The following is a 12,987-nucleotide window of genomic DNA, read 5'->3' as shown; positions in this document are numbered from 1 at the left end:
GACGCTGAGATTGGTCAATACACTTGCCTGGATGATCGAGGAGGGAGTGACGTGAGAGAGTCTGATTTCAGGGCGTGGATGCAGGCGCAAGGGCATTCTCTCTCTACCCAGAATACCCAAGTTACCGATGCCAAGCGCCTTGAAACTCACTTTGGAGATCTCGACGAAGCATTTGACGCAGATGGCTTTGACTCCATCAAAGCTGAGTTAAGCTACTCAAAGTCCGATGAGCGCGCCAACCGACCAAATCCTGCGCCGTTTCCTATCAATGGAAACCTGTATGCTAACCTGTCTCATTACCGCTCGACTTTGTCTTATTACGCGAATTTTCGTGCCGATAGCGACAGAGCGGGCACAACGTTTGACAGCGACGACGCAGACAAACGCGTATTATTGCTCGACGATACGGGTACGCCGCACTGGCCGGTAAGACAGGTCAACCAGCAAACCGGAAACAAAGCATTCCGCATCCGCGGTGCCTCCAACAAGACGGAAGATGCTGAGGAGACGACCGACATTGTCGAGGTCGCAAGAGCGCTAATACTTGAAGGAAAGTCAGTACGCGTTCTGCGCTCGAACAATGGACGGCGTCCATATCTCGCGTACGGCAAGCAGAAATTGACTTCTTACGAGGTCGCGGCCGAGATCGCCGCAGCATTGGGGATTCCCCGAACGGGCTCAGCAAATGAGCTGTTGGCCGTCAGATCGGCTCAACCGTCAACTAGCGAGGAAAAGGCACCCGAGGCGGCCATGATCAAACCAACCAACCTCATCCTCTATGGCCCGCCGGGCACCGGCAAAACTTACGCGTCGGCGGCGGAGGCCGTGCGGCTATGCGGCGAGACCGCAGGGGCAAGCCGCGCCGAACTGATGGCAAGCTACGCAGAGCTCGTCGAGGTGGGACGGATCGCTTTCGTGACCTTCCACCAGAATTTCAGCTACGAGGATTTCGTGGAAGGGCTTCGCCCTGTTCCTATCGAGAACGACGAGGGTAACGCGGCAGGATTTGAGCTTCGGCCCGAGCCTGGCATATTTCAACAGATTGCGTCCCGAGCGAGGTTCGCGCCACTCACCTCTGGCGATGCGCCATTCGCTATATCCGACCGCGGCATTTTTAAGATGTCTTTGGGCGATGCGAGCGATCCCGACTCGGCATGGGTTTTCGAGGAATCCCTGGTCAATGGTTACGCGCTCTTCGGATTCACGGACATTGATTGGAGCGACCCGAGATTCGAGGACCGGGGCCAGATCTTGCGTGAAGCGTTATCCAAGCATCCCGAAAAGAACTTTACCCTGCAAACCGGGCCGATCCAGTCCACGGACGTGTTCCGCAACGACCTCGACATCGGCGATCTGATCATTGTTTCGAAAGGGCTATCCCGATTCCGCGCCATCGGGCTCGTGGAAGGGGAGTACGAATACGCTCCACGCGCCAGTGGCCGTTATTCTCATCGCCGGAAGGTCCGCTGGCTTTGGAGCGACCCGGACGGACGCATGGCCAGCGACATCACGCCAGTCCAGTTTGCCCGAAAAACAATCTACCCCCTGAGGAAAAATGACGTGGACCTCGGCGCGATCTCGGCGCTGATCGGTCAGGGGGGCGGTGATGTAACTCCAACGGCGCCCCTTCCTCATGTCCTGATCATTGACGAGATTAACCGCGCCAATGTCTCCAAGGTGTTTGGCGAACTCATCACCCTGATCGAACCGGACAAGCGGCTGGGCATGCCCAATTCGCTCACCCTCACACTTCCCTATTCGAAGAAGACCTTCGGCGTCCCCGCCAATCTCCACATAATTGGCACGATGAACACCGCCGATCGCTCAATCGCGCTCCTTGACACGGCGCTGCGGCGGCGATTCACTTTTCGGGAAGTAGCCCCTGAATCGCGACTGCTGCCCGAACAGGTTGATGGCGTACCCCTTCGTCGCCTGCTGGACAGGATCAATGACCGGATCGAATATCTGATCGATCGCGATCATCGCATTGGTCATGCCTTCTTTATGGCTTGCGGATCGCGGGACGAAATCGACCGGGTGATGAGCGACAACGTAATACCGCTACTTCAAGAGTATTTCTTCGAGGACTGGAGCCGCATTCATGCGGTTGTAGGGGACGGATTTATCGGACGGCGAGACCTCGCGCCACCACCGGGGATCGAGGCAGATTCGAGGCCGAGTTGGTTCATCCGTCCGCGTTTTGCCGCCGATGCCTATGACAGGCTGATTGCCGGATCCGAGGCGATACCCACACCCGACGATGAGTACGGCGATGCCGCCGGAGGTGACGAGACGTGACGCATCTTTCGGTGAGCGAATGGGGCCGTGTGGCAGTTGGCCCCGGTGGATTCTCGCGCACCGAGGCCAATGCGCTGATTGCCGCGGCTCGCGCGCATCCGCTTGGCGGCGAGGAGGGAACTGGCATCCTGTCCGACCACTACGGCTTCCTGCGCGTTAAACAGTTTGTTGGCGTGATCGCCGCCGCGGGATGCAGCTTGGAAATCCTGCCTAAGGTCGATCCTCTCGCTTCCGATGAGTCGGCCCCTACCGTCAGAAATCGGCTCATGCGAATGCTCGAAATCGCGCTCGACCTGAAAATCGGCGTGGGTGCCGAAACCAGCATGGCGCGACAGAGCGAGACCCTTCTTGACATCCTGATCCGTAACTTCGCCGATCGATTGCTTACAGAGACCCGTCGCGGCCTACCGCGCGCCTATCGGCAGAGGGAGAAAGACTTGCCCTCGCTTCGGGGACGATTGGATGTGGTTCGCCAGTTCACCACTCATGCCGTCCGACCGGACCGGCTTGCCTGCCGCTATGACGTGCTGTCGTCAGACATCGCGCTGATGCAGATCATGAAGGCCGCTGTCGTCCTGCTGAGAAAGCTCGCCAGAAGCACCGAAACGCAACGCCGGCTCGACGAATTGCGGTTTGTCCTGGCTGACGTTGCCGATGTCGCGACGAGCGGATTGCCGTGGGAGCGAGTCCACATCGACAGAACCAACCGGCGATGGGAAGCACTCTACCGACTGGCTCGGTTATTGTTGAAACGCGAATGGCAGGCGACCCATCATGACGCCCGCCTGGAAAACGGCCTGACGCTGCTATTCCCAATGAACGATCTATTCGAAGCCTACGTTGCAGCTCTCGCGGCACGCGTACTTCGCGGCACCGGGCTCTCGGTCCATTCGCAAGGTGGCAGGCTGTTCTGCCTGACCGAGGAAGATGGCGGCCGGCCACGCTTTCAAACGCGGCCCGATCTGCTCATCAAGCGTGGGAGCGAGACATTGAAGGTGATCGACACCAAATGGAAATGCCTGAGCGCCCGCCGGATCGACGATGAAAAGCAGGGCATCAGTCAGGCGGATGTTTATCAGATGATGGCCTATGGCCGCCTCTACGACTGCCGCGATCTTCTTCTGCTCTACCCATATCACGCGGGACTTGCGGGCCAGACTTTCCCGCGCGCGTTCTCCATCAACAACTCCAAGGATTGGCTGAGTGTCGCGACCCTTGATGTAACGCAAACCGAGGCAGAAGTGGTCTCGGCGCTCTCGGCGCTGCTGGCGGAGCCGAGTTCCTGGAAGAATGCGGCCTAAGGAAGGCTACCCCAAGGAGCCGGGCTGCGCTTTACATAAAATGAGTTGCCGTACCGCGCAGAGCGGAGCCGCGCGGCGCCGACAGCATCTAGCCGTCTAGCGCCTCGCTCGCCTCGTCTTGGTGGGGCCGCAACAACAGCTTGGCCACGACCGCGGCCGTCGAGTTGTCATACGAGCCCGCCGCCAACTGCGCCAGATGCCGGCGCGCCCACTGGGGGCCGAACAGCAGCCAGTCGTTCTGCTCGAAGATCGCCTGCAACCGCGCTGCGTTATGCCGCGTGACATGGCCATGGACCAACCCGAGCCTGATCTGCGCATCTGCCGAGCATAGTCCGCGCTCGAGGCATTGGAGGCGGAGCCGTTCAAGTACCGTTTCGCGCAACACCTGGTCGTGAAACAGCTTGTATCGATGAGCATATTTGGAGCCCGGCAAAAAGTGCGCCGCGTGGACCCCACCCGAATCGAAATAGCTTTTGCACTCGAGTACCAAGAGCTCGTTCTTCTGGGTGCTCCAGGCCAGCAAATCGACTTCCCAGCGCGGCGATGAATGTCGGCCAATGGTAAGCTTCTCGTCGCGAGTGAGCTCGACTTTGACGCCCGTGCGCACCCAATAGCCCTGGGCCCAGAAGATATCTGCCGCCAGTTGTTCAAACGCGTCCATTGCCTGCTCTTGCATCCGATGAGTTACACCGTTGACGCTTGGATAAGGCAGTGAAGTCAAGCGCAATGTCACTCATCGTCTGTAGATTGATTGTCTGCAGCATCGAACATGGGCCGGGTGGATGTACGCCAGCGCCTTGCCCGGAACCTGCGCCGTTTGCGCGAGGCTAAAGGCTGGAGTCAGGAGAAGTTTGCCTTTGAGGCTAATGTCCACCGGACTTACGTCTCGGACATTGAACGTGGGGCGCGCAACCCAACCATCACCGTCGTTGAAAAGCTTGCCGCTCCGCTCGGGGTCACAGCATCAGATCTGCTGGCGAATTAGGGTCCGGAGCCAGAAGTAGAATTGCCAGCAGTGCCGGGAGGTGATCCATCAGCCTCTAGCGAATGGGCAGGGCGGATCGCGGATTTTATCTGATTTTCGAAGGAGCAATGGGCGCAGAGCGTACCATTGCTTACACACGATGTGGGCGGAATGCCGCGGGTCGACGATCGTTGGGTGCCCTCCAGGATTGTCCAGGCGTCAAAGAGCGAGGGTCGCGGGAGTGATTATCCTGAACGCGTCTAGGCACGCTTCTCAAACACACATCTGGCTGCCGCCACCAAATTCACACGATCATAATGCGTGTTAAGATTTCCGACTGCCACTCAAAAGTGCAGGCGGGTCGAATGGACGAGTTTCGTCCGTGCGACTCTCTTAGGGGGTGCAGTCAAATCGCTTGCCACGCACCCCTGTGTTGATTTCGATTGGTCGATCGTTTGCTTAGATAACGAAATTAGCTCTGCTCATGTGGTGAGGGCGGCCTCGCTTATGCTCCAATGCGGAATTAGTAGCTGTTAAACGTGACTATGCGGCGAATGGCGCCGTTCATTCGGCGGTGCTGTCGGGCTGCTGCATTTCGTGGCCCGCCGCGCTGCCCTGTACCGTGTTTTGCACGCCTTCGAGCGGACGGTCGACCTCGCCCATGGCAGTGAACAGGGTAGAAGTGGTCATGGCCCCGCTGGCTTCCAGCCGCAAGGTGACTGTGTCCAGACTGCGGTTCTGCCAATACCAGCCGTGGATGCCGGTGAACGGGGCGGTGTAGGTGCCCTGCACGGCCTGGGCTTCGGACACACCGTAGCTTTCGGTCATCTCGGTGCCGCCCTCGAACGGGTGGGCGTGCATGTCATAATGCAGCGGCGCGCTGCCCTGCCAGCGGAAGGCCATCTTGCCCCCCTGCGGGATGGTGTACTTGAACTCGATCCCCTCGAACGGGGGCAGCTCGTACTCCCACACGTCGGTTGCGCCGGGCTGGGCGGCGGGGGCGGCATCGGCCAGTTCCAGCACCGTCTCGCGCTCCATCCGGGCGGCCCCACGTTCCTGCTCGGGGCTGACCGGATCGGCGATCTCGACCAGGCCCAGCGCATTACCCACGCCGGTGGGATCCCAGCCAGTCTCGGCAGGCAGCACGAACAGCACCGCGCCGGCGGCAACGGCAACCAGGGCAATGCCGCCGATCAGCAGGGGCTTCTTCGAACGGGGAGCAGTATCGGTCATGCGGCAAGGTATCCCTGTATCTGGATGGTGGTGAGCCACAGGCCCACCGCAATCAGCAGCACGTTGGCTGCAAAGGCATAGCGGGTGAAGCTGGGCCGGTCACGCCACAGCGAGAAGAGGTAGACCACCAGGGACAGCACAATCACCTGCCCCAGTTCCACGCCCACATTGAAAGCGATAAGGTTGGCCAGCAGGCCATCGCGCGACATTTCCAGGTCCTGCACCTTGGTGGCCAGGCCCAGGCCGTGGAACAGGCCGAACACCAGCACGACCAGCTTGGTGTTGATCGCCAGGCCCAGCTTCTGGAAGCCGCCGATGTTCTCGACGCCCTTGTACACCACCGACAGGCCGATGATCGCATCGATGATGTAGGCGTTGACGCCGAAGCCCAGCAGGACGCCGGCCAGCAGCGTGGTCGAATGGCCCAGGGTGAACAGCGAGACGTAGAGCACCACGTCCTTCAGCCGCCGCAGGAAGAACACCACCCCCACCAGGAAGGCGATGTGATCGTACCCCGTCACCATGTGCTTGGCGCCGAGATAAAGGAACGGAATGATCGCAGGCCCCTCGATCGAGGAGACGAAAGCCTTGTCGCTTTGCGCGACGTCGTGGGCGAGTACCGCCACCGGCACCAGCAGGATGATGATCGCAAGCGCAAGCAGGCGGGATTGATCGTTCTTAAGGGTCATAAGCGAATTCCCTGCTGATGATCTACAGGCACATCGGTGAAGGAAGCATAGAGCCTAGAAACAGAGCACCGGCAAACTTACCGGTTCGGTGTCATGTCCACCGGCTCCGCCCCGGCGGCAGGCGCTTCCGGCGGGAACGCCTGGTGACAAGCGGAGCAGACCGAATAGAGTGTGCCGCCGGCCTCGAATACGGCATCGGGATTCTTGCTCTTTGCGGCTTCCTCGGCGCGGGTGGCCGCCTGAGCCAGCCCCTCGGTGAAATCCGTCCAGCCCTCTGCACGAACTTCAGCATAGGCGGGGCTGCCGAGCGTATTGGCCAATTCGCGCAGCTTGACCGCGGATGCGGCCACGGCCTGCCATTCAGCATCGGTTTCCGGCTGCCAATCGCGGTTGACGGGCTTGCCGTCGATCAGTTCGCTCGACGAGCCTACCGCACCCCAATAGATGTCTGCAGTGGGCTGCACCTCGTTGGCCATCATCTGCTGAACGGTGCCATAGGGCAGATCGGCGGGTTCGTCGGCGCAGGATGCGAGCAGCAGGACGGCGGCACACGAGCCCGCGACGGTGATCAAAGGACGTGTCATCTTGCCATTAATCCTTTCATTGACTTTCTGGCCCCAAAGCGAAAATCCGTTTGTGAAATTGCAGCGATCAAGCAGCCCTGATCTTGCTGTGGCTGGATCAATCGACCGACGGCCACATCACGATGGCTGCTGCCAATCCGACCAGAGATACTGCACTTAACGCGACAAAGGTGAAACCAATGCCCGCTGCTGCTCCGATCTGCCCAGAGAGTGGATAGGCTACCAGCCAACAGACGTGGCTTAGCGCGAACTGTGCTGCAAACAGGGCTGGGCGTTCGTCGCTGTCGCTAGATCTTCTTAGCAATCTGCCCCCCGGAGTGATGGTCGCGGCGTAGGCCGCTCCCAACACCAGCCAGCCGACCAGCACAATCGGCCAGTGATAATCATCGGCCAGCGCAAGCCAGGTCGCTCCGAGAAGAACAAGACTGAGTGTCAGCACTGCCGCTGCCACCAACATGACTGTGCGGTCTGACAGTCTGCCCAGGATACGCGGCAGTAATAGTGCGCTGACCATCGAGCCACCACCGAAAGCGGCCAGCGTGATAGCCACCTGCGAGCGCGCCAGCCCCAGCACCTCGGTCACCAGCACCGGAGTGTTGACGATCACCATAGCGCTGGCCGCCGCGGCCGAAAGCGTCACTGCGAGCAGGCCGCGCAGTCGTGGGGTAGCTAGGTAAAGACGCGCGCCGTGCGTGGTGTTGGCCCATACCGAGCGGCGCGGCGGCGGTGCCGTGCCCCTTGGCAGAGTAACCGAGACGACCAGCAGCGCTGAACAGGCAAATCCGATCGCAGTGCCGGAAAACAGCCAGTGGAAGTTCATCACCGTCAGCAGGGCCGCCGCCAGCAAAGGGCTGGTCAGGCTTTCCATGTCGTAGGCCAGCCGCGAGAGCGACAGTGCCTTCGTGTAGTCCTCCTCGTCAGGCAGAATGTCCGGGATGGTGGCCTGGAATGTGGGGGTGAACCCAGCCGAGGCCGATTGCAGCAGGAAGATCAGAACATACACCTGCCAGACCTGGTCCACGAACGGCAGGGCCAAGGCCACACCAGCACGGATGAGGTCCATTGCTACAAGGAAAGCGCGGCGCGGCAGGCGCGCGGCATAGGCACCCACTACTGGAGCCACGCCGATATAGGCGATCATCTTGATTGCCATTGCCGTGCCCAGCACTGCGCCGCCTTTGGCACCGGCAATATCAACGGCCAGCAAGCCCAGGGCGACCGTGGCCAGGCCGGTGCCCACAAGGGCGACGACCTGGGCCAGGAAAAGGTGGCGATAGGTGCGATTGGCGAGGACCGCGATCATGGCCTCAATGCTCCGTGTCCGGTCATACGACGCGCCTGATCTCGGTATAGCCACCCTCCGTTTCGAGGGTGATCGTCACCGTGTCGCCAGACCGATTGCGCCAGAACCAGCCGTGCTTGCCATCGAACGCGGCGACCAGTTCGCCTTCCTCGCCGGTCGAGTTCCGCCCGCTTCCATAGCCATGATAGAAGCCGGCCGGGGCATTGACCGGATCGCCGTGGGTGTCGAAATTGGCGGTCCCGCCAGCCACGCTCCAGCGGTATTGCAGGCGGCCACCCTCTGCCATCGTAACCTTGATTTCGGCCCCTTCGTTGGGCGCGAGCGTCAGGCTCATCGTATCCTTGCGGATTTCTGCTGCCGCCTGCGTCGGTCCTTGCGCCGTTACCGGAGCGGCGGCATCGGCGCCGACAGGCGCGGCTGCGTCTGCGGCCGCTTCGGCGGCAAGCTGCTGCTTGACCTCGCCCATGTCGGCAAAGCCGAGCGCGCGGCCAAGGCCGGTGGGGTCGATGGCATATTCGGCGGGCAGGACCACCGTTGCCAGGATCGCCCCGGCAGCCACAACGGCAAAGCCCGTGGCGCCCACCAGCTGGCGCGTAGTCGGCAGGTCTTCAAGCCTGGGACGTTGAGAATTGTACATGCGAATTACTCCGAAAAGTTGGGGGGTCAGTTCTGTGCCAGGCCCGCAAGCTGGTAACCCACCAGCACGAAGCCTGCGGTCATCAGCAGGGTGTTGGCGGCAAAGGCGTGGCGCATGAAGCTGTCTGTCCGTCGCCAGAAGCCCATCAGAATCAGGATGGCTCCCAGCGCCAGCAACTGGCCGATTTCCACGCCCACATTGAAGGCGATCAGGTTGGGGATCAGCCCGTCCTGCGCGATCTCGAACTCGATGATCTTGGTAGCCAGGCCAAAGCCGTGGAAGAAGCCGAACACCAGCGTCGCCACCTTGGTATTGGGCTGTACGCCGAACCAGCGCTGGAATGCGCCCAGATTGTCGAGCGCCTTGTAGACCACCGACAGGCCGATGATGGCATCGATCACATAGGCGTTGGCGGTAATTCCAGTCAGCACGCCGAACAGCAGCGTGGTGGAATGGCCGATGGCGAACAGGGTAACATAAATCCCCACGTCGCGCATCCGGTAGAGAAAGAAGATCACCCCGAACAGGAACAGCAGGTGATCGTACCCGGTCACCATGTGCTTCGCGCCAAGGTAGATGAACGGCATGATCAGCACGCCGCTGCTTTCCTGGATGTAGCCCTTGTCACCCTCGGCCACGTTGTGCGCCAACGCTTCGGTGGCCGAACACAGCAGCATGATGGCAACTACCGCCAGCACGGCCAAGAGCCGCCAAGGTGGTGCGGGGGGAAATGATAGGTTAAGTGTCTGCATTGCCTTGCATTCCATAAATTGAGTTGCCACCCCCGCGCCGCCCGCAAGCGGCGCGGGGAGGGGCCGACGGTAATCAGGCCCCGGCTTCGACAGGTTCGCCGTGTCTGGCTTCAGGCTGTCCCTGCTTGCCGCCCTGCACCGCGCGATAGAGCGCGGGCAGGACCAGCAGGGTCAGCACGGTGGCGGAAATGATGCCGCCGATGACCACGGTGGCCAGCGGGCGCTGCACTTCGGAGCCTAGCCCCACGTTCAGTGCCATCGGCACGAAGCCCAGGCTGGCGACCAGCGCGGTCATCAGCACCGGGCGCAGGCGGGCCATCGCCCCCTCGCGGATCGCGTCCTCCAGCGATTTTCCTTCATCCAGCAGTTGCCGGATGAAAGTCAGCATCACCACGCCGTTGAGCACCGCCACGCCCGACAGCGCGATGAAGCCAACGCCGGCCGAGATCGAGAACGGGATGCCCCGCAGCATCAGCGCCGCCACGCCCCCAGTCAGCGCCAGCGGCACGCCGGAGAACACCACCAGCGCATCCTTCGCCGAGCGGAACAGCGCCATCAGCAGCCCCAAGATCAGCAGCAGCGCCAGCGGCACCACCACCTGCAACCTGGTGCTGGCTGACTGGAGCTGTTCGAAAGTGCCACCGTATTCGATCCAGTAGCCTTCCGGCAGCTCAACCTCGTTCTCGATGCGCGATTGCAGGTCACCGATGAACGAGCCGAGATCGCGCCCGCGCACGTTGACCGTCACGACCGCGCGGCGCTTGCCGTCCTCGCGGCTGATCTGGTTGGGGCCTTGTACGGTCTCGATTGTCGCCACCTCGGACAGTGGCACCGCCCCGCCGCCGGACAGCGGGATTGGCAGCCGGTGCAGAACCTGCCGGTCCTGCCGCAGTTCTTCCGACAGGCGCACGACGATATCGAACCGCCGGTCGCCCTCGAAGATCTGCCCGGCCTCGGCCCCGCCCAGCGCGGTGGAGACTACAGCCTGCACGTCGTCCACGTTGAGGCCGTATTGCATCAGCCGCAGCCGGTCGGGCACCACCTGGATGAACGGCAGGCCGGTCACCTGCTCGATCTGGGCATCCTGCGCTCCGTCGGTAGACGAAACCACGCCCTCTATCTCTGCAGCCACCGCAGCCAGCTGGTCGAGATCATCGCCATAGACCTTGATCGCCACATCCGATCGCACACCGGCGATCAGCTCGTTGAAGCGCATCTGGATGGGTTGCAGGAACTCATAACGCGAACCGGGAACCTGCTGCACCGCTGCGTTCAGTTCGGCGACCAATTGCTCCTTAGTCTTACGCGGATCGGGCCATTCCGACCGCGGTTTCATGATGATGAAGGTATCGGCCACCGATGGTGGCATGGGATCGGTCGCCACGTCGGCGGTACCGATCTTGGCGAACACTTCCTCCACCTCGGGGAAGGCCTTGATCCGGTCTTCCAGAGCCGATTGCATCGCCACCGCCTGCGACAGGCTGGTTCCGGGAATGCGCAGCGCGTGCAGCGCAATGTCGCCTTCATCAAGGTTGGGAATGAATTCCGAACCCATCCGGCTGGCCGCCACCCCGCTGAGAGCCACCAGCAGGGCCGCGCCCGCCAGAACCGCCTTGCGGCGGCGCATGGCAAAGTCGAGCAGTGGCAGATAGCGTGCCTTGGCAACGCGCATGACGCGCGTTTCCTTCTCCTCCACCTTGCCTGTGACGAAGGTAGCCACGGCAGCCGGCACGAAGGTAAGCGAGAGCACCAGCGCCGCAGTCAGTGCGATGACCACGGTGATCGCCATCGGGTGGAAGGTTTTGCCCTCCACACCTTCCAGCGCGAAGATCGGCAGATAGACGATGGTGATGATGAGGATGCCGAACAGACTGGGCCGGATCACCTCGGTCGAAGCCTTGGCGGCGAGGCTGAAGCGTTCATCACGGTTCAGCAACCGGCCCAGCGCGTGCTGCGCCTCGCCGAAGCGCCTGAGGCAGTTCTCCACGATGATCACCGCACCATCGACGATCAGCCCGAAATCGAGCGCGCCAAGGCTCATCAGGTTGCCCGACACGTTGTTCTCGACCATGCCGGTGATCATCAGCAGGAACGACAGTGGAATCACCGCCGCGGTGATGAGCGCCGCACGGATGTTGCCGAGCAGCACGAACAGCACCACGATCACCAGGAGCGCGCCTTCGGCGAGGTTCTTTTCCACCGTGGAGACGGTGGCCTCGACCAGTTCGGACCGGTCATAGACCGTATTGGCCACCACTCCCCCGGGCAGCGACCGGTTTACTTCCTCCAGCCGTTCGGCCACCGCCACGCTGACGTCGCGGGCGTTCTCGCCCACCAGCATGTAGATTGTGCCGAGCACGACTTCCTGCCCGTCCTTGGTCGCCGCGCCGTTGCGGATTTCCGAACCGATGGAAACATCGGCCACGTCAGCGATGCGGATTGGCGAACCGGCGCGGGTGGCAACGATGATTGCGGACAGGTCACGTTCGTCCGCCGCCTGCCCCGGCACGCGGATCAGGTATTGCGAGCCCGAGCGTTCGACATAGCCGGCACCAACGTTGCCATTGTTGGCTTCCAGCGCCGCGATCAGATCCTGCACGGTCAGGCCGAAGCCGGCCAGCCGGTCGGGCACCGGGGCGACGACATACTCCTTGCGGTAGCCGCCAATGGAGTTGACTTCCGTCACCCCCGGCACGGTGCGCAATTGCGGGCGCACCACCCAGTCGTGCAGGGTCCGCAGATCCTGCGGGGTATAGGGCGTTCCATCCGCCTTCACCGCCCCTTGCTGCGCCTCCACCGTATACATGAAGATTTCACCCAGACCCGTGGCGATCGGGCCAAGTTCCGGCTCGACCGCTTCGGGCAGCGCCGAGCGGGCCGATTGCAGCCGTTCGTTGACCAGCTGGCGGGCGAAATAGATGTCGGTCCCGTCCTCGAACACCACGGTCACCTGGCTCAGACCATAGCGCGAGACCGAGCGGGTATACGACAGGCCGGGCAGGCCGGCGATGGCGGTTTCAATCGGGTAGGTAATCCGCTGCTCGGCCTCGAGCGGGGAATAGCCGGGGGCAGACGAGTTGATCTGCACCTGGACATTGGTGATGTCCGGCACGGCATCGATCTTGAGCCGGCCGAAACTGTAGATGCCCACTGCCGCCAGGATGAACACGGCGGCAAGGACGGCGAAGCGCTGCCTGATCGACAGCTCGATGATCTTCTCAAGCAT

At 61.6% G+C, this 12,987-nt stretch carries 11 protein-coding genes; 3 read left to right on the top strand and 8 right to left on the bottom strand.

The annotated features are described in order from the left end of the window. The first annotated feature begins 51 nt into the window (after positions 1-51). Positions 52-2,298, top strand: a complete 2,247-nt coding sequence (locus GRI99_RS18940) for a DUF8426 domain-containing protein (protein WP_160770214.1) — start codon at positions 52-54, stop codon at positions 2,296-2,298. Then, entirely contained in the window at positions 2,295-3,599 is a 1,305-nt protein-coding gene (locus tag GRI99_RS01355; protein ID WP_160770213.1) for a 5-methylcytosine restriction system specificity protein McrC, read from the top strand. Before GRI99_RS18940 ends, GRI99_RS01355 begins: the two co-directional genes overlap by 4 nt. Positions 3,600-3,687: 88 nt before the next feature. Here the strand turns inward: GRI99_RS01355 and GRI99_RS01350 are convergent, their stop codons facing one another. Continuing rightward, positions 3,688-4,275 (bottom strand): hypothetical protein, encoded by a 588-nt coding sequence (locus tag GRI99_RS01350; RefSeq protein WP_160770212.1) that lies wholly within the window; start codon positions 4,273-4,275, stop codon positions 3,688-3,690. Positions 4,276-4,368: 93 nt separating this feature from the next. Here GRI99_RS01350 and GRI99_RS01345 point away from each other — a divergent pair, with 93 nt between their 5' ends. Continuing rightward, positions 4,369-4,584: a helix-turn-helix domain-containing protein gene (locus GRI99_RS01345; protein WP_202392884.1), complete on the top strand. Its 216-nt coding sequence runs from the start codon at positions 4,369-4,371 to the stop codon at positions 4,582-4,584. A 543-nt stretch (positions 4,585-5,127) separates the two neighbouring features. On the opposite strand, the gene GRI99_RS01340 is transcribed toward GRI99_RS01345, so the two are convergent. The 7 genes from GRI99_RS01340 to GRI99_RS01310 all read right to left on the bottom strand — a co-directional run bounded on the left by GRI99_RS01340 (position 5,128) and on the right by GRI99_RS01310 (position 12,987). Next, a complete protein-coding gene (locus tag GRI99_RS01340) occupies positions 5,128-5,796 on the bottom strand; it encodes a hypothetical protein (RefSeq protein WP_202392883.1) in 669 nt (222 codons plus the stop codon). Beyond that, positions 5,793-6,485, bottom strand: a complete 693-nt coding sequence (locus tag GRI99_RS01335) for a HupE/UreJ family protein (RefSeq protein ID WP_160770211.1) — start codon at positions 6,483-6,485, stop codon at positions 5,793-5,795. The genes GRI99_RS01340 and GRI99_RS01335 overlap by 4 nt, the downstream gene beginning before the upstream one ends. A gap of 77 nt (positions 6,486-6,562) precedes the next feature. After that, positions 6,563-7,057: a cytochrome c gene (locus GRI99_RS01330; protein WP_160770210.1), complete on the bottom strand. Its 495-nt coding sequence runs from the start codon at positions 7,055-7,057 to the stop codon at positions 6,563-6,565. Positions 7,058-7,166: 109 nt separating this feature from the next. Beyond that, positions 7,167-8,372: an MFS transporter gene (locus tag GRI99_RS01325; RefSeq protein ID WP_160770209.1), complete on the bottom strand. Its 1,206-nt coding sequence runs from the start codon at positions 8,370-8,372 to the stop codon at positions 7,167-7,169. A gap of 22 nt (positions 8,373-8,394) precedes the next feature. Further along, entirely contained in the window at positions 8,395-9,009 is a 615-nt protein-coding gene (locus GRI99_RS01320; RefSeq protein ID WP_160770208.1) for a transmembrane anchor protein, read from the bottom strand. 26 nt (positions 9,010-9,035) lie between these two features. Further along, entirely contained in the window at positions 9,036-9,686 is a 651-nt protein-coding gene (locus tag GRI99_RS01315; RefSeq protein ID WP_237438122.1) for a HupE/UreJ family protein, read from the bottom strand. Positions 9,687-9,834: 148 nt separating this feature from the next. After that, positions 9,835-12,987: an efflux RND transporter permease subunit gene (locus GRI99_RS01310; RefSeq protein WP_160770206.1), complete on the bottom strand. Its 3,153-nt coding sequence runs from the start codon at positions 12,985-12,987 to the stop codon at positions 9,835-9,837.

The organism is Alteraurantiacibacter buctensis (genome assembly GCF_009827655.1).
GTDB classification, from domain to species: Bacteria; Pseudomonadota; Alphaproteobacteria; order Sphingomonadales; family Sphingomonadaceae; genus Alteraurantiacibacter; species Alteraurantiacibacter buctensis.
Note: the sequence above shows the minus strand (reverse complement) of the source record. Positions and strands in the feature narration are given on the sequence as shown.